This window comes from Imperialibacter sp., from assembly GCF_040222385.1.
Lineage (GTDB): Bacteria > Bacteroidota > Bacteroidia > Cytophagales > Cyclobacteriaceae > Imperialibacter.
Map to the genome: position 1 here is coordinate 138,391 of NZ_JAVKDF010000037.1, position 21,119 is coordinate 159,509.

The window sequence follows — 21,119 nt, forward strand, 5'->3', positions numbered from 1 at the left end:
ATTTGCGTGATCTCGAAAAATTAAATTAAGCAAAACAGCATTTTATGTGGGTTTTGAAAATTTCACAACGCTTGATTTGATATAATGTGACGCCACGAAAGAATCTTAGATTTTTTTGAGATTTCAGTGAAAAACTTTAAGTTTGAGTTTACTTACAATCGAAAACTATTACCTATTTCCAACTTTAAACAAAACAGTATGAAGAGGATTCTACTACTATGTTTCATGCTGGTTTCAGTCTTCGTATCCGAAGTCTGGGCCCAAGACAGGGTGGTGTCAGGAACAATCACATCTACGGATGATGGTTCTTCTCTACCCGGTGTGAACGTTGTACTTAAAGGTACAACCGTAGGTACCATCACTGACATTGATGGTAACTACAAAATTAGTGTTCCTGCAGCAGGCGGAACGCTCGTATTTTCTTTTATTGGTCTCACCACTCAGGAATCTGAAATTGGTGCAAGATCAGTTATTGATGTTGCAATGGCATCTGACGTTAAGCAATTGACTGAAGTAGTTGTAACAGCTGTGGGTATTGAGAGAGAGAAGAAGGCACTCGGTTATTCCGTAGCCAACCTTTCATCTGATCAGGTATCTCAGCGTGCTGAGCCAGATCCTCTGCGTGCTATGCAGGGAAAAATGCCAGGTGTTAACATCACAGGTGGTAACGGTGCGCCCGGTTCATCCACTAAGATCAACATTCGTGGTATTTCTTCAATGACTGGTAACTCCCAGCCACTTTTCATTGTTGACGGTATTCCATTCGACAACAGTGTGAACGGTAATGATGATCCAGGATCAAACACAGTTACTTCTAACCGTGCATTTGATATTGATCCAAACAACATCGAAAGTATTTCTATCCTTAAGGGTGCTGCGGCGTCGGCGCTTTATGGTTCTAGAGCGACAAACGGTGTTGTGGTAATCACAACCAAAGCAAGCAAGAAAAATACTAAGAAGGGAATGGAGATCAGCTACAATGGCTCTGTCAACTGGCAGGAGATTTCCGGTATTCCTGACTATCAGGATGTGTATACTCAGGGTTCTAACCAGGTATACAACGGTGGTTTCATCGGTAACTGGGGTGCTCCTATGCCTGACTACGTTGATCAGATCAACCAGCAGTATGGCACTAACTACACCAAGACTTACTCTTTGTACCCTGATGGTGCTCCTTATCCTGACGGCACAGCTAGTAACCCGATAAGCAACAGATACCCAGGCTTGTTCCCTGATTTGATGCAGGATTACACAATGCCTGATGGCTCTGTAAGAAGCGTATCCGCACCTTACAAAATAGAGCCACATGATATCATCGGTGAATTTTTCCAAACAGGCCGTGTAGTCGAGAATGGGGTAACACTTTCATCTGGTTCGGAAAAAGCTAGTATCAATACTGGCTTCTCAAGAATGAATCAGGAAGGTATCGTTCCTAATCAAACTATCGACAGAACTACTCTTTTCTTTGGTGGTAATGGTCAGCTTGATAACGGATTATTTGTTTCAGGTACAGTAAACTATGTAAATACAAATCAGGTTTCTCCACAGTCAGGTGCCAGTGCATTCTCTGACTACTATGGTGGACAAGCGACAAACTCAATTTTTGCTCGTTTGTTTTACCTTCCAAGAAACTTCGACTTGAATGGTCTGCCATTTGAACACCCTGTTGATGGTTCTAATATATTTTATAGAGCACTTGATAATCCACGTTGGATTGCCAAAAACAACCTCTATGAAAGTAATGTAAACCGTGTGTATGGTAACATTACCGCCGGCTACGATGTCACTGAGTGGTTCAACGTAACTTTAAAAGGTGGTGTTAATACTTACCATGATTTCAGAAGAGATTTGATAAGACCAGGTGGAATTGCCGTTCCTAACGGTGGTGTTACTACAGACGATATCTCCAACACTGAGCAGGATTATAACCTGATCATGACGTTCAGCAAGGACATCAACGAAGACCTTAGCTTCCGTGCTTTGGTAGGTATGAATGCCAACGAAAGAAAGTATTCAAGAAGAACGATTGGTGGTGCTAACGTAATCACAGCTAGCCTGTTGAAGACAAATGCAACTTCTACTCAGATTGTACTTAGAGACTTTGACAGATTGAGAAGACTTATCGGTGTTTATTCTGATCTTTCTCTTTCTTACAAGGATTTTCTTTTCCTTAACGTGGTAGGTCGTAATGACTGGTCGTCTACACTTCCTCAGGGAGCGAACAACTATTTCTATCCAGGCGCAAGCCTTTCGTTTGTGTTGAGCGATGCGGTGACTATGCCGTCATTCATCAACTTTGCAAAGTTGCGTGTAGCACAAACTAAAGTGGGTAGAGATGCTGACCCTTATCAGGTTAGAACTGTCTACGCATTGGGTCTGCCGATTGCTTCTCCCAGGTATTCAGGTGTTTTCAATACAGCAACTTTGGGTAACACCCTCGGAAACGCAACGCTTAAGCCAGAGTTTACAGACGAGTTTGAGGTAGGTGCCGAAGCCAGAGTTTTGAATAACATCATTGGTTTGGATGTGACATACTTCTCCAGAAGTTCTACTGACCAGATAGCCAGTGCTGCCGTTTCACGCTCAACTGGTTTTACTCAGGAGATTGTAAACATCGGAGAGTTGACTAACAAAGGTTGGGAAATCGGCCTTGACGTGACTCCTGTTAAGCTGTCCAATAGCTTTACCTGGAATTCTTACTTCGCATTCACGAAAATCAAATCTGAAATTGTTGATGCAGGCCCAAGTGGTGAAATCTTCATCGGTGGAGCAGGTTCTACTTTCGGAACGATCCATAGAAATGGTGCTCCTTACGGACAGATCTTTGGAACGAGCAATGCAAGAGACGATGAAGGCAATATTTTGATCGACAAAAACACCGGCCTTCCTTTCCCAACGCAGACTTCAGGAATCATTGGTGATCCTAACCCTGATTTCACGCTTGGTTGGACAAACACATTCTCATTCAAAGGCGTTACTTTGAAGGCGTTGATCGACTGGAAACAAGGAGGAGACTTCTATTCCTTTACTGCAGCTTCTTTGATGCTTCGTGGTCAGCTGGCTAACTCTGTTGATCGTGAAGGTCTGAGAGTGGTACCAGGTGTTTATGGAAGCAACCAAACTTATGCTGCTACTCTTGATGAGAACGGTAACAAAATTCGCAATACTACACCAATTACTGCTTTTGACTCCCACTTCTCTAACGGATGGGGTGCTTACGGACAGGATGAGGTAAACGTATATGATGGAACGGTTATTCGTTTGCGTGAGTTGAGCCTTGGCTATTCACTTCCAAAATCAATTCTTGATGGTACACCTTTTGGAAGAGCTTCCATTTCGTTGACTGGTCGTAACCTTTGGTTCCGTGCGCCTAACGTATTAGAAGGCTTGAATCTGGATCCTGAACAATTGACAGCGACGGCAGACTCTAATCAGCAAGGATTCGAGTACGGAGCGACACCTACTACTCGTCGTTATGGCTTCAATGTTTCACTTAGCTTCTAATTGAGGCTTAATAAAATGAATGAACATATGAAAAAATTACATAGAAAAGCTTTAGCTGCATTTATGTCGCTAATACTTTTGTTCTCTGTTTCTTCGTGCGACATCTTCGATTTGGATGTCAACACAGATCCTAACAACCCATCAGAGGCAGCGGTTGATCTTCTGCTGGCCAATGTGTTGTCGAACATGTCTTCCTCGTTGGCTGGTGGATTCAATGGTGCTTCTACCGGGTTCATGGCACAGACTGATAATAGTGATAATTTTAATTTCAGCAATGCGTCATGGAATGGTACTTGGAATTTTCTCTACAGCGGCCCTCTTAAGGACCTAAACGAGTTGGTTGCGGCTGCAGAAGCACAGGGAAATAACCCCCGTTACCTTGGCATTGGCCAGGTGCTGAAGGCTTATTATTTCAGTACGATGGTAGACTTCTTTGGAGACGTTCCTTACACGGAAGCGTTTAAAGGAGATGCTGAAACACCAATCAAGGAGCCTGTTTATGATGATGATGCTGCCATCTATGCCGACTGTTTGAGTTTGTTGGATCAGGCTATTGCTAACTTTGCTCTAACAAGCACAGTGGCTGTAAGAGGTGATCTTATCTACAACGGTAACATGACTCGTTGGAGAAAACTAGCCAAAACTATGAAGTTGAGGCTGTTGCTTCAAACAAGGAACGTTAGCGATGTAGCTGGCCAAATTCAGGCGCTGGTTACGGAAAACGATTTGATCACCAGTGCGGCTGATGATTTTCAATACGAGTTTCCAACTGCAGTTACGCCTGATTTTAGACATCCATGGTACCAGGCTGCATATGCTGGTGGAGAAGCTGGTTTTAACTACTTTGGACACCAGTTTATGTACGAGATGTTGGTGAATGGCGACCCAAGGTTTCCGTTCTACTTTCACCGCCAAACAACAACTGTGCTAAATCCTGACGATCCGACAGACAAGCAAACGATCCCTTGCTCTCAGAGAACAGATTGTACTTACGGATACTTTGTGCTAAATCCTAATATTACCAATGCCTTGTTTGGGTCAGACCCGGATGGACTTTCTTCATCTGAGGAGGCTTATCTGGCAGGTATATTCGGGAGGGACAGAGCTGATCCATCAGGTATTCCTAACGACAACCCTATCAGGACTATCCCTGGTTCTTATCCAGCCGGTGGTGTGTTTGATGCTACGTCTGGTTCGGGCGGAGGCAATAGGGGTTCAAGTATAGGTTACTTTCCTATGCTAACAAGCTGGATGACTAAGTTCTATCTTTTGGAAGCTTCCATCACTTTGGGAACTGACATATCAAAAGTGGCAGCCAGCGAGTCTGCTCTGCTTAACTCTGCATTGACTGATCAAATGAACAAAGTTTGGGATTTTGGTTCTCGTGGTCAAACAGTAGCGGCTGATGAGTCTACGTGGGGCACTGCCTATAGCTGGCCTGTTACATTCAAGACCAGAGCTGCTCTTAGGGCTGAGGTTATTGACGCTTACCCTACAGGGGGTAGTGAGACCGCAAGGCTAGGTTATGTACTGAAGCAAGCATGGTTTGCTAACTTCGGGAATGGCATTGAGCAGTATAATGCCTTCCGTAGAACAGGGCTTCCAGCTGATATTCAGACACCGCTTCAGTTGCCTCGTCAGTTTGCGTTACGTTTCCCGTATGCGCAGGATGAGCTTAACCTGAATAGCAAGACGCCGGTTATCATTTATGACAATCCTTCGGCTGCAGTGTTCTGGGATACACTTAAGTTTCAGTTTTAATTAGTTAATTAGACAATTATGAAAAAACTAAATAAATATATCCTGGTATTGCTGGCAATGGTGGTTGTTATCCCTGCCTGTAAAGACGAGGATTTGGTGGTACTACCCGATTGGGAATCAGGTGTCAATGCATATACAGTGGTAGCTGAAGGCTCCAAAGGTGACTTTCTAAGCGGTAACGCTGCACAGGACATTACCTTTGATATGCTGTGGAACTCTATTGATGGCGAGAACACAGTGACTAAAATAGAGATTTTCGCATATTTCAGCGAAGCCTACACTGATCCTGATGGCAACCCGGCGGTCGCTAACTATGGTGGTGCAGACGGAGTTTCTTTCTTAACTATAGAAGGAGCCGCAGTGCCTGCCAACAAAGTGACAACGTCATTCTCGATTTCTCAGGATGATATGTATGAGATGTTTAAGGACTCTTCCTTTGACTACGACAAGGACGGTACAGCTACGCCAGTTTGGGGTAACCCTGACAAGCCAAATAGAAGAGCCAGTAGCACAAACTTTAAGTTTGTTCCTGGCGACTCTTTCTCAATCCGTTGGGAGTTGACTACTGCCGATGGTAGGTTGTTTGATTCATGGTCTCCTTCAGTTTGTACTGAATTTCCTGGGTCTAACTGTTCATATGCTTGGGCTATCGTGTGTGCCCCTGCCATCGTAAACCCTCAGGGCGATTATGTATTGACTTTGGTCGATTCATATGGCGACGGTTGGAATGGTGCAACGTTGGTTGTTAAAATTGACGGAACACCAACAGTTTATACTGTAAGCGCTGCTCAGGGTGCTGGTGCCACTTATACTGTAAGCGTTCCAGCTGGCACAACCAGTTTAACGTTTGAGTATACTTCCGGCGATTGGGATTCAGAAGCTTCATTTACAATCAAGTCGCCTTCTGGCAACGTGATTGCTGCATGGGGCCCATCTCCTCCGATCGGTGCCGTTAAGCTTGATCTTTGTAACGAATAACGATTTGTTTTTGATAGTAAAAAGCCATCTAACTTGTTAGATGGCTTTTTTTTGCCTCAATCGCTGAATTTGTGTGGTAAAGCAGAACCGAATATTTCTTTCGCTAAAAGAGCGGTCACGAGTGCTTGGAAATTTGAAGACTATGTTAGTAGATGTTGATGTCTCCTGATTTACCTGCTGGGGCAACATGTTTTGTAGCTGTTTGTTAGAGAAGTTTCAATGATATGAAAAGATTGGACATTTTGGCTGTTGTCAGCCTTATTGCAGTGATGTGCGCCTGCCAGGGCTCTTCTGATACTAGTAAACATGCTATAAGTGTTGTTCCACCCTTGGCTAGTACCGTTAAAGTCTACAACCCGGATTTAATAGACAGTAGTTCAGTTTTTGTGGTGGAAAGTGGAGGTACTTCGGCATATCTGATTAGTAAAGCAGGAAAGAGACTCTATACATGGACATTTGGTTTGTCACTTGGTGCTGATATCGAGCTACTTCCTAATGGTAAGCTTCTTGGAATGTTCAAAGCGCCTACCCCAGGCTTTAGTTTTGGTGGTGGATATGGGGGTGTCATTCAAATCATCAACCCCGATAGTTCTGTCGATTGGGAATTCCAATACGTATCAGACGATCTGCTTGCACACCACGACTTGACGCTTTTGCCAAACGGCAACATCCTTTTTCTAGCCTGGGAGAAAATTGACTCTGTTACAGCAAAGAAGGCCGGTGCTAGTGTTAGCTATGATATTTACCCGGAAAAGGTGGTGGAAATTGATACAGCTACCAGAGAGGTGGTTTGGGAATGGCGTAGCTGGGATCATATTGTCCAGGATAAGCTAAATGGAGCGCCTACCTACGGAGTGGTTGCTGAGAGGCCGGACAAGATAAATATCAACTATTTATTGCGCCCAGATGGTGATCTAATGCATGCTAATGGTATAGACTACGATCTGGAGAACGATTTGATTTTCATTAGTGTAAATTACTTTAGTGAAGTATGGGTGGTCGATCATAGCGCCAGCACAGAAGAGGCCAGAGGTAGTAGTGGTGGCAAATTTGGCAAGGGAGGTAACCTGATATATAGGTTTGGAAACCCCGAAGCATATGGCAATGCCAAAGGCACGAGATTGTTTGATAGAATACACTTTCCTAACTTATTGAGGAAGGAAGGACGGCAGATGCCTAATGTGTTGATTTACGAAAATGGGCTTACGGCAAAGCGATCTACTGTGTATGAGTTTGAGATGCCGGAAGAGCTTCAGATACTGCCAGATTGGGACAACGAACCCAAAGTGGTTTGGAGTTTTACCGATAGTCTTTTATCGTACGGCCGAATTTCCGGTGCGGTGAGAACAAATAATGGAAATACCTTGATTTGTGAGGGGGACTACGGTTTTTGGGAGGTTACAGCAGGCGGCGAGGTAGCTTGGAAGTACAATGATACTAGCGCTACATTTTGGCGGGGATATGCATATTACGAAAACGATGAGGCTTTGTCTTTTCTAAAAGGAATGTCAACTCACTAGTGTAAGCTTATTGGCTAGTAGGAGGTAGCCATCAGTAGAATGATCGATGTCGACTATTTCTCCAGATAGTAAAGGATTAGGTTTAGCATTTCGCTGGTAGTGTTCCACCCATAGGTAACATCCTTTGGTGGAAAGGTGGGATTGGCAGGATTCCCGGCAGTATTGTCAAATGTGGCCTGCACGGTTAAGAGAGATCCCTTTGGGATTTCGACCAATTCCTTAAATTGATAGGTAGTTTGCCAGTTGAAATCCCACTTGTCAATCTTGATCAGGGGAATCTCCTTTTTATCGGGCGTAACAGCAAAGGCTTTGAAATTTGCGCCGAGATAGTGCATATGAGGGTTTACAGCTATCACCTCTATGTTGCTCTCAATCGGATAAACTGCTTCGAAGTAAGGCTTCGTATTTTTGGGTATAAAAAATTGCCTATTCACAATAAACTCCTCGGTTACGGTGATCGTTTTGACCTCTTTTTCTATTTCCCCCTTCGCCAAATATAGATTGATTGTCGATAAATCTTCTTCTTCCACCGACGACGGAGCGTAATGTATGTTGAGTATGAGGTCGACATCTTTGTTGATTTTCTTGCCGGATCCCTTGGGGAAAAAGATGGGAAAGTTGCCTGGCACCCAGCCGTAAAGGAACCTGTCGAGCGGAGGATATTTATTGAATTGCCAGATAGCTGAATCGTTCGCAGAGAGTCCTTCAATATTTCTCACCATATGTGAAGTATCAGTCATCACCCGGCTGTGGTGAACAAGCCTTTTGTTGCCTGGAATAAATTCAATTGCTTCAAGATAGGTGTCTTCTGTTAAGTTGGTTGGAATGTTGAAGAATCGATAGTCATCTTTTCCCGAATTACTAACCGTGAAGGGCTTCTGCATGGTGAACGAGTAGTCAGGGGCTCGCTCTGGGTACGGGCCCTGAGAGATTTCGATGCTCTTGGCGTTTTTTTTATCACCTTCAAGCTTACCTTGCGAAACCCATGCCTGAATCTTGGTAATTTCGTCATCTGTGAGCCTGCGCTCGTTCAGATACGTTTGGTAGGTGTGGTCAGCCTGCCACGGGGGCATGTAGCGGGTGCTGGTCACATACACGATGAAGTCTGCTTTATTTCTCACATCCTCATAAGTGATAAGACTGAACGGGCCGGCCTTACCCGGCTGGTGGCAGGGAGCACAATTCTGATAAATAATAGGCTGAATGTCTTTATAAAAGGTAACCTGCCCTTTTTCTTGGGCCAGCGAGCAAAGGCTGACACCCCACAGCAATAACACAAGCGAAGCAGATCTAATGTAAGGCAACTCCAATCTCATATCAGCCAAACTCCAATTTTCCTCCAACCTAATAAAAAATAACCATTAAAATTTCCCACTTTCTATTTAAGGCCATGTTTCGCTAGATTGCATGGTTTGAAGTAGAAGATCAGTAGTCGACAAGGATGAAGAGAATACAAATAATAGGAACGCAGCGATCAGGTTCCAATTTGCTCAGGGTAATGTTGAACCAGCACCAGAACGTTTGCGCTCCCCACCCGCCTCATCTGTTGAAAACATTTTACCCTTTGTTGTCGAGGTATGGAAATCTACAGTCTACTGATAATTTCGCTGAACTTGTTGAGGATATGATCACCTGGGTAGAGTTAAATCCAGTGGCTTGGCGGGGTTTCAGCCCGTCGTCAAGTCAAATCATCGACAAGTGCACTTCACCGACAATTTTTCAAGCTTTTAAGGCCATTTATGATTGGGAAGCAAGATTAAATGGGAAGAACGTTTGGGTATGCAAGAGCATGACAAACTATGAGTTTGCCGACGATTTTGAAGATGAGAAAATATTTGACCACTACATTTTTCTATATCGGGATGGGCGAGACGTTGCCTTGTCTTTTTCTAAGGCCATTGTTGGCCCAAAGTCGGCCTACTACTGTGCGGCACAATGGAATTACGATCAAACAGCTTCCATTAAACTGCAACAAAGGCTTGGCCCAAAAGTGTTCGCTCTAAGTTATGAGCAACTAATTCAGAACCCTGCTGGCGAGCTTGAACGTCTCTTTGCGGCTATTGGATTGGAAATGCCTGAAGACCTTTTTGAATTTCCTTCTTCGGCAGAATCAAGAGTTACCGCCGATGCAGGAGAGATGTGGAAGAATGTCGTACGGCCTATAATACCGGACAATAAGCTCAAATATGTCGAGGAGATGAGTCAGACGGATCAAAATATATACGAGTCAGTAGCCGGAGCAGCACTGCATTCTTTGGGCTATCCCGTTTACTATTGGCCGGAACATACCTTGTCATTTTCAGAACAAGATTTGGAAAGAATGGCTCAGAAAGAGGCTGTTCTGAAATCAGAGGCGAAAACGAGAACTCCGTTGCATGACCTTAACCTCAGAAGAGGACAAGATGAATTTCACTCTCATTTGTTGCAACGAAAGGCTATTTAAAAATAGGCTTTATTTGTTAAGTAAAGCTTAACATAATCTTCAATCCCACTCTCCAGTTCGGTAAATGGCTGATCATACCCGATCGACCTTATCTTAGTCATATTAGCCTCGGTAAAGTACTGGTATTTGTCCCTGATGTCTTCAGGCGTGGGAACGAACTCAATCTCAGGAGTTTTTCCCAGTGCGTTGAACACTGCCAGCACTAAATCCTTAAATGTTCTCGCATGGCCTGAACCAAGGTTGTAAATGCCACTGTCTTTCCTATGATGCATCAGAAACTGGCAAATGCTGCACACATCCATCACATACACAAAGTCACGCATTTGCTCACCGTCTTTGTAGGCTGGGTTATGCGACTGGAAAAGTTTCATTTTGCCTGTTTTTTCTATTTGATGGTGGGCATGAAGAATCACAGAAGCCATTCTGCCCTTGTGATATTCATTGGGGCCGTACACGTTGAAAAACTTGAGGCCGGCCCAAAAGAACGGTTTCTGCTCCTGCTGCAATACCCAAATATCAAATTCATTCTTCGACTCACCATAAGGGTTCAACGGCTTGAGCTCGGAGAGCCTTGATTCATCGTCGTCGTAGCCAATTTCCCCCAGGCCGTAGGTAGCGGCTGACGACGCATACACCAGCGGAATTTGATAGAGCGTGCACAACTCAAACACCTTTTTCGAATAGTTGGTATTCAGCTTCCAAAGAAGCTCTCTATCAAACTCAGTAGTGTCTGTGCGTGCTCCCAGATGAAAGATGAATTCTATCTGCTTTTGATTATTCTCAATCCAGCTGAAGAAGTCATCTCTGTCCACCCTCTCTATGAGTTGCTTCTCTTCGAGGTTTTTGTTCTTCTCTTCGTTGGAAAAGTCATCAACAGCTACAATGGCCCGAAAACCCTTCTTGTTCAGGCTTGAAATAAGGCAGCTTCCAATAAAGCCGGCAGCACCAGTTACTACGATCATTTAAAGTTATTTTGCCCAAATATAGGGCTAAATAGCAGGCCAATAAAGCCTAAAGACTGAAAGCCTGCATAACACGCACACATTCTTCTTATATTTGCGAAAATTTGTTGGGGAATGATTTACGTAAGCAGGAAGGAACATTTTAACGCAGCTCATAAGCTATACAATCCGGCGTGGTCAAAGGAGAAAAACGAAGCAGTTTTTGGCCCCTGTGCTAACGAAAACTGGCATGGGCATAACTTTGATTTGATCATAACAGTCAAAGGAATGCCCGATCCGGAAACAGGCTTTGTGATTGATCTTAAGAAGTTAAGTACGCTTATTCGCACAAGGGTGATTGAAAAAGTCGATCACAAGAACCTAAACCTGGATGTCGATTTCTTGAAAGGAAAGATGGCGAGCTGCGAAAACATTGTATTTGAATTCTGGAAAATTCTCTTTCCGGGAGTCAAAGAAATTGCGCCAAATGCCACGCTGCACGCCATCAAGTTATATGAGACACCCCGCAACTATGTAGAATATTTTGGGGAATAGCGTCAGCCATTTCCCGGCTATATCTTTACAAACCACCCAAACCCGGACGGAATGAAGTATTTTTTGATTGCAGGAGAGAGGTCTGGTGATTTGCACGGGTCTTTTCTTATCAGCTACTTAAAACAAGCCGATCCCAAGGCGGAAATTGTGGGGTGGGGAGGCGACTACATGGAAAAGGCGGGAGGCACCGTTCTCAAGCATTATCGGGAGTTGGCGATCATGGGTTTTTGGGAGGTGGTCAAAAACCTCAGAACCTTGGCAAAACTTCAAAAAGAGTGCAAAGACAGCATTTTGGAGTTCAGTCCGGATGCGGTGATTTTTATCGACTACCCGGGTTTCAACCTGAGAATTGCTGCTTTCACTAAGGCAAAAGGTTTCACCAATTTCTACTACATCTCGCCAAAGGTATGGGCATGGAACCAAAAGCGGGCGTATAAGTTGAAACGGCTCATCGATAGGCTTTTTTGTATCCTTCCTTTCGAAGTGGAGTTTTTTAATAGGTATGAGTTTGAAGTCTCCTATGTGGGCAATCCTCTGAAGGAGGCCATTAGGTCATATGATTTCGATGAGCAGTTTTTAAGTGCCAGGGCGGGCAAAAAAGTGATAGCAGTGCTGCCGGGAAGTCGGGCGCAGGAGGTAGCCAATGTGGTTGAAATGTTGAGGGAGATAGTGCCGTTGAAGCCAGAATTTTATTTTCTGGTGGCAGCAGTTGACAACCTTCCAGCTAGCGCATACGAAGCGCTGAAACAGAGTGGGGGAAACGTAGAGCTGGTTTACAACAAGACTTATGAAATCCTGAAGCTAGCCGAGGCAGCCATTGTTACCTCTGGCACTGCCACCCTCGAAGCGGCCTTGTTAAAAGCACCGCAAGTTGTTATTTATCGAACCAGTGGCATTTCCTACGCCCTGGCCAAAAGGCTTATCAAGGTGCCTTTCATTTCTTTGGTCAACCTGATAGCAAACAAGGAGGTGGTGAAGGAGCTTATCCAGGACGAAATGTCGCCCCAGAATGTGCTAAAAGAGATCAATGCCATCGTCTCCGATAGTAATGGATATAGAAACAAGATGCTGCAAGGCTACGATTTAGTAGATTCAACGATAGGAGATCAGAACGCTCCCGAACAAGCGGCCAGGGAAATGGTATCCTTCCTGAAACAAAAAAAGGCCTAAGCGGCCTTTAGTCTTTTGAACTTCGATTTGTTCATTTTCTCTTCAGCGTAATCCTTGCTGATAACCAGCTTGTCGATATCCTTCGATGAGGGAATTTCAAACATCGCATCGTTAACAATTACCTCGCAGATAGATCTTAATCCTCTGGCACCAAGCTTAAACGCCACGGCTTTGTCGACGATAAAGTTCAACACTTCGTCGTCAAACTCAAGCTCTACACCTTCCATTGCAAACAGCTTCTTATATTGCTTGGTCAGTGCGTTCTTGGGAGAAGTAAGTATTTTTTTAAGCGTTTCCTTATTTAAAGGATCGAGGTAGGTGAGTACCGGCATACGACCGATAAGCTCCGGGATCAAACCGTAGGACTTCAAATCCTGCGCCGTGATGTATTGCAGAAGGTTATCCTTGTCAATAAACACGTCATCTTCCTTGTCAGCGCCAGCAGCAAAACCAACCGGTCTTGTTGTCATCCTCGAGGAAATCATCCTGTGAATGCCATCAAAAGCACCGCCACAAATGAACAGAATGTTTTCTGTGTTCACTGTGATCATTTTTTGGTCGGGATGTTTTCTGCCCCCCTGAGGTGGCACATTCACTTGAGTTCCCTCAAGCAATTTTAAAAGCGCTTGCTGAACACCCTCTCCGCTCACGTCACGGGTAATAGATGGGTTGTCCGATTTTCTGGCGATTTTGTCAATCTCATCTATGTAAACGATCCCTCTTTCTGCCGCTTCCACATCATAGTTGGCAGCTTGCAGTAATCTTGTCAGTATGCTTTCAACGTCTTCTCCCACATAGCCGGCTTCAGTCAACACCGTAGCGTCAGCGATGCAAAAGGGTACTTGAAGAATTTTGGCTAGAGAACGGGCCAGGTAGGTTTTACCTGTCCCTGTTTCTCCCACCATTATGATATTGGACTTTTCTATAACGATATCATCATCCGTTTTCTCCTGCGTCAATCGTTTGTAGTGATTGTACACTGCCACGGAAATAACCTTTTTGGCTTCATCCTGGCCCACAACAAACTCATCAAGGTGATTTTTGATCTCAATAGGCTTGATGAGGTTGAACTTCGGCTTCGCAGTGCTCGTCCTTGTTTTTGTTTCTTCTTGCAAAATTTGCTGAGCTTGCGAAATACATTTATCGCAGATATGAGCATGTATCCCTGAGATCATCAGGTCAACATCCTTTTTGTTTCTCCCACAAAATGAGCAAGTTACTTGGGCCATCTTATCTTCCAAAAGTACTTTATTTAGATGATTTTCTCTGTAAAACTTCGTCAATTAAACCATATTCCTTCGCTTCGGTAGGTCTCATCCAATTATCCCTGTCTGAATCCTTCTCCACTTGTTCGTATGGTTTGCCAGTGTGGTTCGAAAGAATGGTGTACAAATCCTTCCGCAACTCCTGCATTTGTCTCAGGGTAATCTCCATGTCCCTGGCCTGGCCTTGCATGCCACCGCTCGGCTGGTGTATCATGATTCTTGCATGAGGCAATGCAGAACGCTTGTTCTTTGCGCCACCTGCCAATAGCACTGCACCCATTGAAGCAGCCATGCCCGTGCAAATAGTTGCCACATCTGGGGTTACATACTGCATAGTGTCATATATGCCCAAGCCCGCATAAACCGACCCACCAGGGCTGTTCACATATAGCAGAATGTCTTTCTTTGCATCTACAGACTCCAGAAACAATAGCTGGGCCGTGATAATATTACCGATATTTTCTTCTACCTGCATGCCCAGGAAAATGATCCTGTCCATGATCAGGCGGGAGAAAACATCTATTTCTGCAAATCTTGTTGGCCTTTCTTCGATAACCGACCGGGTCATGTTCTCTACTCTGCTTGCATATTGATCGAAAACAGAGCCTGAAATCCCCTGGCCTTTCACTGCGTATTTCCTAAACTCTTCTTTTGAAAGCTCTTTATACATTTGACGTATTGTTAATGGGTTGATACAAAAATAAAAAAAAAGCCCTTCTGTGAAAGGACTTCAATTTAACCCAAAAAGTTGGTTCTTAGTTCATAGGCAGATCACGGAAATCGTCAAGGCTGACATCCTTCGACTTAATGGTCACTTGTGACTTTATGTACTCCATTACTTTCAGCGTTTGAACCTGATTGTGAACTTTCATGTAATTGTCGCCATTCTCCCCCTGAAGGTAGTTGTTAACAAACATATCGATGCTCGATTCAAACTGAGATCCCATGCCGCTGCCAGCCAGCTGCCTTCTGATCAGCTTTCTGGCCTCCTCCATCACGTCCTCGTGCTCTATTTTCAAATCCTGATCCTTACTGATTTTGTTTCTTATAAGAGACCATTTCAACTCTTTGGTGTAGGCATCAAACTCTTTCTCAATATCTTCTGGAGTCAATTGCCCTTCATTCGTTCTCAACAGCCAGTTTTTCAAAAAGCTATCAGGAAGCTCAAGCTTCGTGTTTTTGATCAGCTCATTTCTGATTGACCTGTCAAGGAACATGTCCGTTTCTTGCTGGTAGTTTTCAGAAATGGTTTCTTTTATTTTTTGTTCAAACTCTTCGTTTGACTTCACGGCGTCTTTACCGAAGGTCTTGTCAAACAATTCCTGATTGACCTCTGCTTTAGCCACCCGGCTAATGTTTTTTACTTCAAAAGTATATTTACCCTTCAGTTTCTTAGCCTCATCTTTGGTAATGCCCAGGGCGATTGCCAAATCTGATTCTTCTTTGAAAAGCTTTTTGAGATCCACCTCAACAATAGCCCCTTTAGCTAGGCCAACTAGTTTTTTCGCCTCTTTTGGCGAAAGTTTGTCGGCATAGAGCACAATGCTTTCCTCTTTAGCGTCATCCTCAGCCTTTAGAACCCCGAAAAGATTGTCTCCTTCCGTTGCAGTTTCCTGATCAGTGGTCTCACCAAACTGATTTTTCAGGTTTTCTACTGTTTCCGCAATTAGCTTCTTATCGACTTTGATCGAGTATGCCGTCACGCTAACCTTTTTGGAGAGGTCAATTGAGAATTCATCAACCAAACCAACGTTGTATTCAAATTCAAAATCCTTCTGCACATCCCAATCAATGTCCTGTGCCTTTTCAACATTAGGAAGAGGCTCGCCAATGATCTCCAACTTGTTGTCCTTGATATAATCTGACACTTTGTGAGAAAGCATATGGTTCACTTCATCCACAAGAATCGACTTGCCATACATTTTGCGAATCATGCCTTGAGGCACCTTTCCTGGGCGGAAGCCTTTGATAGAGGCTTTGCGGCTATACTCCCTTATTTTTTCTTCAACTTTGGGTTGATAATCAGTTTCTGAAACCTTAATTTTAATAAGGGCTTCTGTCTTAGTAATCTTGTCGAGTTGAATATCCAATGTTGTAGAATTTTGTTGAGTCAATCCAATATAAAAAAACCCTCTCAGCAATTGCGTAGGAGGGTTTGTTTTTTAGTGCGGGTGGAGGGACTCGAACCCCCATGCCTTGCGGCGCTAGATCCTAAGTCTAGTGCGTCTACCAATTTCGCCACACCCGCTTTTGAAAACGGAATGCAAATGTAGAGAAATAATTTGTTTTGTCAACGTGTAGTAACAAAAAATTGTTTAAATAGGTATTCGTTAATAAAGTAACATGCAGGCGGTAGATATTGAGGAAGAGAAGCGGGAAATAATTCAGAGGTATAGGCGTTTGCTGCGACTGGCGAAGCCACTTCTGAAAGACGGAGATGCCAAGCTAATCAAGAAGGCATTTAATACCTCCATGGAAGCCCATAGGGAAATGAGGCGGAAGAGCGGTGAGCCGTATATTTTTCATCCCCTTTCGGTGGCGCAGATTTGTGTGGAAGAAATTGGTCTGGGCACCACGTCCATTGTGGCAGCCTTGCTGCACGACGTAGTTGAGGATACCGACACCAGTATTGCGGATATTGAAAGAGAGTTTGGGCCGAAGATTGCCAAGATCATTGACGGGCTCACTAAAATATCCGGTGTATTCGAATACGGTAGCTCTCAGCAAGCCGAAAACTTCCGAAAGATGCTACTCACCCTTTCCGAAGATGTGAGAGTGATTCTCGTGAAGCTGGCCGACAGGCTGCACAACATGCGAACGCTTGGCAGCATGCCTCGTAATAAACAACTGAAAATCGCTTCTGAGACAATTTATCTGTATGCCCCGCTGGCTCACCGATTGGGATTGTACACAATCAAATCTGAGCTCGAAGACTTAAATCTCAAATTTACCGAGCCCGATACTTATAAATCTATTGCTAATAGTATAAGTCAAACCAGGGCATCCAGAAACAAATACATCAGGTCTTTTGTGAGGCCAATACAGTCGGCCATTGAAAAATCTGGTTTGACAGTGGAAATCAAAGGGCGTCCCAAATCAATATACTCTATTTATAATAAAATGCGCAAACAGAACATTCCCTTCGAGGAAGTGTATGACCTGTTTGCCATCCGGATAATTATCGATACTGAATACGAAAACGAAAAGGCTGCCTGCTGGCAAGTGTACTCTATTGTTACCGACTACTATCAGCCCAACCCCGATAGGCTTCGTGATTGGATTTCCACATCGAAAGCAAATGGTTATGAGTCTTTGCATACTACTGTAATGTCTCACCACGGCAACTGGGTGGAGGTACAAATCAGGTCTCGCAGGATGGACGACATTGCGGAAAAAGGATATGCAGCCCATTGGAAGTACAAAGAGAATAAATCAAATCCACAAGAATCTGGACTAGAACAGTGGATCACCCGGGTGAGGGATATGCTGGAGCAAAATGATTCTTCGGCGATTGAGTTTGTAGATGATTTCAGATCTAACCTCTTTCAGGAAGAAGTTTTCGCCTTCACGCCGAAGGGCGATTTGAGGACATTGCCACATGGAGCCACGGCATTAGACTTTGCCTTTGATATACACACCCAAATTGGCGCACGTTGCATCGGGGCAAAGGTGAATCAAAAGCTGGTTCCGCTCAATCATGTATTGAAGAATGGAGACCAGGTCGAGATACTTACCTCCAGCAAGCAAAAGCCCAACGAAGGATGGCTTCGGCTTGTTGTAAGCTCAAAGGCGAAATCAAAGATCAAGGATCTTCTGAAAGAAGAAAGGAAAGCAGCAGCAGCCGAAGGCAAGGAAATAGTGCTTCGAAAGTTGAAGCAAATGAAGTTGACGCTTTCCAGCGAAATCCTGGATCAGTTGGTGGCATATTTTGGTACAAAAACACCACTTGAGTTTTTCTTTGAAGTAGGTAAAGGCAAGATCGACTCAAAGGACATAAAGAAATTCAAGGACTTCAAGGAAGGGAATATTCAAAGGAATGGCCATAAAATTCAGGATGCCCGTGCCTTTGAAAAGCAGATCACTGAAGTAAAGGGCAAAGATCACGACTTGCTACTGATCGGTGAGGACATGGATGTGATTGACTACAAATTCTCCAAATGCTGCAATCCCATCCCAGGCGATGAGGTTTTTGGCTTCGTAACAGTCAACGAAGGCATCAAAATCCACCGTACCTCTTGCCCAAATGCACCTGAGCTTTTGTCCAACCATGGTTACCGGGTGGTGAAGGCAAAATGGGCGTCCCAGCAGGCAATAGCTTTCCTTACAGGGCTGAAAATTACCGGCACCGACAGAATGGGAATGATCAACGACATCACTAAAGTGATATCGGATGAACTCAAAGTGAACATGCGGTCGATAACTATCGACACCGACAATGGGATTTTTCAGGGCGGAATTAAGTTATATATCCAGGACACCAAACATCTTGACACACTGATTCGGAAACTCGAGGAAATTAGTGATGTTTACAGCGTCTCCAGATACGATGACTTAGAGCAGCTTGACTAAGCCAGCTTTTATTATATTTGTGACTTTGAAAGTATGGTACTCAACGAAAAAATATTCTCAGAGGTAAAAAAGATATTTACAGCTTACCTCGAAAAGAAGGAGCTACGGAAGACTCCCGAACGTTTTGCTATTCTGGAAGAGATCTATTCCAGGGGTGGTCACTTTGATGTTGAATCTTTGTACATAAGTATGAAGAACAAAAACTACAGAGTGAGCAGGGCCACTGTATACAATTCGCTTGACTTACTTGTTGAATGCGACTTGGTCTCAAAACATCAGTTTGGCCAGAACATGGCGCAGTACGAAAAATCATATGGCTATAAACAACACGATCATTTGATTTGCACAGAATGCCATAAAGTAATGGAGTTTTGCGACCCACGAATCCAGAATATTCAGAATACCGTTGGCGATTTGTTGCACTTCGATGTCATGCATCATTCCCTTATCCTCTATGGCAACTGTACGAATGCCTCTTGCGGTAACAGAGAAGAACTGGCAAAAACAGAAAAAGCATAAAATTTACTTTCTAATTTTTAAACTGAGCTTTCTCCTTATATAATTGCGCCTGAATGAAATACACACATAACATAAGCGACAAAATACTTCATCTTCATTTTGAAGGCGACTTAATCGGCGAAAACAACGGAGCCGAGTTGGTAGAGATAGTAAAAGATGCTATCGATAAACAAGTCACCCTTTGTGCGCTTTATATAGAAGATGTCAGGTATATCAACAGTAGCGGCATAGGCGTTTTGATAACAATACTTACAAAATTCAGAAACAAGGGTGGAGAAGTAGTGCTCGTTAATCCTTCTGATCATGTCAAAAAGCTGCTGGTGATCACAAAGCTCAATGCTATCTTTTCTATAGTAGACAGCAAAGGGGAGGCAGTGGAAAAACTTAAAAAATCTTAAACAAATGGCGGTAGATGTACTTTTGGGCCTTCAGTGGGGAGACGAAGGTAAGGGAAAGATTGTGGACGTTTTGGCGCCCAAATACGATGTAATCGCCAGATTTCAAGGCGGACCAAACGCAGGCCATACTTTGGAATTCGACGGTATAAAGCACGTACTTCATCAAATTCCATCTGGAATCTTCCATAGCTCTATAATCAATATCATAGGCAATGGCGTGGTGCTTGATCCGATAATATTCAAGAAAGAAGTAGAGGCTTTGTCGAAATATAATGTCGACATCAATGGACGGCTCTTTATTTCAAAAAAGGCTTCTCTTATTCTCCCAAGCCACAGCCAGCTTGATGCTGCCTACGAAAGTTCAAAAGGAGAGAAGAAAATTGGCTCTACGCTAAAGGGGATTGGCCCAACCTATCAGGATAAAGTGGCAAGGCTCGGACTCAGGGTGGGCGATATCCTGTCACCCGATTTTAAAGCAAAGTATAATGCACTTAAAGAGCAGCATCTCAAAATACTCGACTTTTACAACTACGTCCACGATTTCTCCGAAAAGGAGGAAGCTTTCTTCAAAGCGGTTGACTTTCTAAAGGACTGCCAGCTTATCGATAGTGAGTACGTGATTAATAAGCATATAAACTCCGGAGCTAAAATACTGGCTGAAGGCGCTCAGGGTTCATTGCTCGACATAGACTTTGGAAGCTACCCCTTTGTCACCAGCTCAAATACGACGGCTGCCGGGGCCTGCACCGGTCTCGGAATAGCACCGGGCAACATTGGTGAGGTCTACGGCATCTTTAAAGCCTACTGCACAAGAGTGGGAAGCGGGCCGTTTCCAACTGAGCTTCTTGAGGAAACTGGCGAAAGGCTTAGGCAAGTTGGTCATGAGTTTGGCGCTACCACAGGTCGGCCCAGGCGTTGTGGCTGGCTCGACCTGCCAGCACTGAAGTATGCTATCATGATCAATAAAGTCACATCCCTTTTCATGATGAAGGGAGACGTGCTTACGGATTTTAATCCGCTCAAGATATGTACTAGCTATTCAGTTGATGGCAAACCGACGGACGAATTGCCTCACGACCTGATAAATGGCAACTATAGCCCTGTCTTTTCTGATTTCTCCGGGTGGAATGTCCCTATCAACAAAATAAAAACTTACGACGCTTTTCCTAAGGAAGTACATCAGTATATCTCCTTTATTGAAAAAGAAGTCAATGTTCCAATTAACCTAATCTCCACAGGACCAGATAGAAGTGAAACAGTCCTCAAAGATTTTAAGTAATTTTTTAGAATAGGGTTGCAAAGTATAACATAAGAGTAGTACCTTTGCATCCCTTCTAAACGAAGAAGGAATTCCAACTGACCTACTGTTCTATTCCTTCAAAAAATATTTATAAAATAATTTTTGGATTTAGGGAGAATAAGTGATTACCTTTGCATCCGCTTTCAGAGGGATAGCCAAAGAAAGTGGTGTCAGCGAGACGGCAGGTTGAGTTGAG

Annotated in this window: 16 protein-coding genes and 1 tRNA gene; 11 read left to right on the forward strand and 6 right to left on the reverse strand. The window is 43.8% G+C overall.

Annotated features, from left to right (window positions below; genetic code table 11):
- The first annotated feature begins 198 nt into the window (after positions 1 to 198).
- The 4 genes from RIG68_RS19505 (at position 199) to RIG68_RS19520 (ending at position 7,763) form a co-directional block, all read left to right on the forward strand.
- Positions 199 to 3,504, forward strand: coding sequence for a SusC/RagA family TonB-linked outer membrane protein (locus RIG68_RS19505; protein WP_152000644.1), 3,306 nt, complete (start codon positions 199 to 201; stop codon positions 3,502 to 3,504).
- Positions 3,505 to 3,531: 27 nt separating this feature from the next.
- Positions 3,532 to 5,265, forward strand: a complete 1,734-nt coding sequence (locus RIG68_RS19510) for a SusD/RagB family nutrient-binding outer membrane lipoprotein (RefSeq protein WP_350126065.1) — start codon at positions 3,532 to 3,534, stop codon at positions 5,263 to 5,265.
- 18 nt (positions 5,266 to 5,283) lie between these two features.
- Positions 5,284 to 6,243 (forward strand): hypothetical protein, encoded by a 960-nt coding sequence (locus tag RIG68_RS19515; protein ID WP_350126068.1) that lies wholly within the window; start codon positions 5,284 to 5,286, stop codon positions 6,241 to 6,243.
- A gap of 224 nt (positions 6,244 to 6,467) precedes the next feature.
- Positions 6,468 to 7,763: an aryl-sulfate sulfotransferase gene (locus RIG68_RS19520; RefSeq protein ID WP_350126070.1), complete on the forward strand. Its 1,296-nt coding sequence runs from the start codon at positions 6,468 to 6,470 to the stop codon at positions 7,761 to 7,763.
- Positions 7,764 to 7,816: 53 nt separating this feature from the next.
- On the opposite strand, the gene RIG68_RS19525 is transcribed toward RIG68_RS19520, so the two are convergent.
- Positions 7,817 to 9,079: a c-type cytochrome gene (locus RIG68_RS19525; RefSeq protein WP_350126073.1), complete on the reverse strand. Its 1,263-nt coding sequence runs from the start codon at positions 9,077 to 9,079 to the stop codon at positions 7,817 to 7,819.
- 125 nt (positions 9,080 to 9,204) lie between these two features.
- Between RIG68_RS19525 and RIG68_RS19530 the strand changes: the two genes are divergently transcribed.
- A complete protein-coding gene (locus RIG68_RS19530; RefSeq protein ID WP_350126076.1) occupies positions 9,205 to 10,206 on the forward strand; it encodes a sulfotransferase family protein in 1,002 nt (333 codons plus the stop codon).
- On the opposite strand, the gene rfaD is transcribed toward RIG68_RS19530, so the two are convergent.
- Positions 10,203 to 11,168 carry an ADP-glyceromanno-heptose 6-epimerase gene (gene rfaD / locus RIG68_RS19535; protein WP_350126079.1) on the reverse strand — a complete coding sequence of 322 codons (966 nt, stop codon included), beginning with the start codon at positions 11,166 to 11,168 and terminating at the stop codon, positions 10,203 to 10,205. The two genes, RIG68_RS19530 and rfaD, sit on opposite strands and share 4 nt — an antisense overlap.
- A gap of 114 nt (positions 11,169 to 11,282) precedes the next feature.
- On the opposite strand from rfaD, the gene RIG68_RS19540 reads away from it, so the two are divergent.
- Both RIG68_RS19540 and lpxB read left to right on the forward strand, forming a co-directional pair.
- The gene (locus RIG68_RS19540; protein WP_350126082.1) at positions 11,283 to 11,702 is read left to right on the forward strand and encodes a 6-pyruvoyl trahydropterin synthase family protein; all 420 of its coding nucleotides are present in this window, start codon (positions 11,283 to 11,285) and stop codon (positions 11,700 to 11,702) included.
- Positions 11,703 to 11,753: 51 nt separating this feature from the next.
- Positions 11,754 to 12,872 carry a lipid-A-disaccharide synthase gene (gene lpxB, locus RIG68_RS19545; protein WP_350126085.1) on the forward strand — a complete coding sequence of 373 codons (1,119 nt, stop codon included), beginning with the start codon at positions 11,754 to 11,756 and terminating at the stop codon, positions 12,870 to 12,872.
- Here the strand turns inward: lpxB and clpX are convergent.
- The 4 genes from clpX to RIG68_RS19565 all read right to left on the reverse strand — a co-directional run bounded on the left by clpX (position 12,869) and on the right by RIG68_RS19565 (position 16,385).
- Positions 12,869 to 14,101: an ATP-dependent Clp protease ATP-binding subunit ClpX gene (clpX, locus tag RIG68_RS19550; protein WP_152000686.1), complete on the reverse strand. Its 1,233-nt coding sequence runs from the start codon at positions 14,099 to 14,101 to the stop codon at positions 12,869 to 12,871. The two genes, lpxB and clpX, sit on opposite strands and share 4 nt — an antisense overlap.
- 19 nt (positions 14,102 to 14,120) lie before the next feature.
- Complete coding sequence (locus RIG68_RS19555) at positions 14,121 to 14,807, reverse strand: ClpP family protease (RefSeq protein ID WP_317488187.1); 687 nt, start codon at positions 14,805 to 14,807, stop codon at positions 14,121 to 14,123.
- A gap of 85 nt (positions 14,808 to 14,892) precedes the next feature.
- On the reverse strand, positions 14,893 to 16,227 hold the full coding sequence (gene tig / locus RIG68_RS19560) for a trigger factor (protein ID WP_350126088.1): 1,335 nt from the start codon (positions 16,225 to 16,227) through the stop codon (positions 14,893 to 14,895).
- Between the two features lie 76 nt (positions 16,228 to 16,303).
- A tRNA-Leu gene (locus RIG68_RS19565) sits at positions 16,304 to 16,385 on the reverse strand.
- 95 nt (positions 16,386 to 16,480) lie between these two features.
- Here RIG68_RS19565 and RIG68_RS19570 point away from each other — a divergent pair.
- Genes RIG68_RS19570 through RIG68_RS19585 form a run of 4 tightly spaced genes read left to right on the forward strand, consistent with a single transcriptional unit; the run spans position 16,481 to position 20,902 of the window.
- The gene (locus RIG68_RS19570) at positions 16,481 to 18,706 is read left to right on the forward strand and encodes a RelA/SpoT family protein (RefSeq protein WP_152000636.1); all 2,226 of its coding nucleotides are present in this window, start codon (positions 16,481 to 16,483) and stop codon (positions 18,704 to 18,706) included.
- Between the two features lie 33 nt (positions 18,707 to 18,739).
- The gene (locus RIG68_RS19575; protein WP_152000635.1) at positions 18,740 to 19,225 is read left to right on the forward strand and encodes a Fur family transcriptional regulator; all 486 of its coding nucleotides are present in this window, start codon (positions 18,740 to 18,742) and stop codon (positions 19,223 to 19,225) included.
- A 53-nt stretch (positions 19,226 to 19,278) separates the two neighbouring features.
- Positions 19,279 to 19,623, forward strand: coding sequence for an STAS domain-containing protein (locus RIG68_RS19580; RefSeq protein WP_350070843.1), 345 nt, complete (start codon positions 19,279 to 19,281; stop codon positions 19,621 to 19,623).
- Between the two features lie 4 nt (positions 19,624 to 19,627).
- Positions 19,628 to 20,902 (forward strand): adenylosuccinate synthase, encoded by a 1,275-nt coding sequence (locus tag RIG68_RS19585; protein WP_152000633.1) that lies wholly within the window; start codon positions 19,628 to 19,630, stop codon positions 20,900 to 20,902.
- The last annotated feature ends 217 nt before the right edge of the window (positions 20,903 to 21,119 follow it).

What these genes read in the sequence shown, in the direction of transcription:
- RIG68_RS19505 (WP_152000644.1), top strand. Translation starts at nt 199, where the DNA reads ATGAAGAGGATTCTACTACTATGTTTCATGCTGGTTTCAGTCTTCGTA.
- RIG68_RS19510 (WP_350126065.1), top strand. Translation starts at nt 3,532, where the DNA reads ATGAAAAAATTACATAGAAAAGCTTTAGCTGCATTTATGTCGCTAATA.
- RIG68_RS19515 (WP_350126068.1), top strand. Translation starts at nt 5,284, where the DNA reads ATGAAAAAACTAAATAAATATATCCTGGTATTGCTGGCAATGGTGGTT.
- RIG68_RS19520 (WP_350126070.1), top strand. Translation starts at nt 6,468, where the DNA reads ATGAAAAGATTGGACATTTTGGCTGTTGTCAGCCTTATTGCAGTGATG.
- RIG68_RS19525 (WP_350126073.1), bottom strand. Translation starts at nt 9,079, where the DNA reads ATGAGATTGGAGTTGCCTTACATTAGATCTGCTTCGCTTGTGTTATTG.
- RIG68_RS19530 (WP_350126076.1), top strand. Translation starts at nt 9,205, where the DNA reads ATGAAGAGAATACAAATAATAGGAACGCAGCGATCAGGTTCCAATTTG.
- rfaD (WP_350126079.1), bottom strand. Translation starts at nt 11,168, where the DNA reads ATGATCGTAGTAACTGGTGCTGCCGGCTTTATTGGAAGCTGCCTTATT.
- RIG68_RS19540 (WP_350126082.1), top strand. Translation starts at nt 11,283, where the DNA reads ATGATTTACGTAAGCAGGAAGGAACATTTTAACGCAGCTCATAAGCTA.
- lpxB (WP_350126085.1), top strand. Translation starts at nt 11,754, where the DNA reads ATGAAGTATTTTTTGATTGCAGGAGAGAGGTCTGGTGATTTGCACGGG.
- clpX (WP_152000686.1), bottom strand. Translation starts at nt 14,101, where the DNA reads ATGGCCCAAGTAACTTGCTCATTTTGTGGGAGAAACAAAAAGGATGTT.
- RIG68_RS19555 (WP_317488187.1), bottom strand. Translation starts at nt 14,807, where the DNA reads ATGTATAAAGAGCTTTCAAAAGAAGAGTTTAGGAAATACGCAGTGAAA.
- RIG68_RS19570 (WP_152000636.1), top strand. Translation starts at nt 16,481, where the DNA reads ATGCAGGCGGTAGATATTGAGGAAGAGAAGCGGGAAATAATTCAGAGG.
- RIG68_RS19575 (WP_152000635.1), top strand. Translation starts at nt 18,740, where the DNA reads ATGGTACTCAACGAAAAAATATTCTCAGAGGTAAAAAAGATATTTACA.
- RIG68_RS19580 (WP_350070843.1), top strand. Translation starts at nt 19,279, where the DNA reads ATGAAATACACACATAACATAAGCGACAAAATACTTCATCTTCATTTT.
- RIG68_RS19585 (WP_152000633.1), top strand. Translation starts at nt 19,628, where the DNA reads ATGGCGGTAGATGTACTTTTGGGCCTTCAGTGGGGAGACGAAGGTAAG.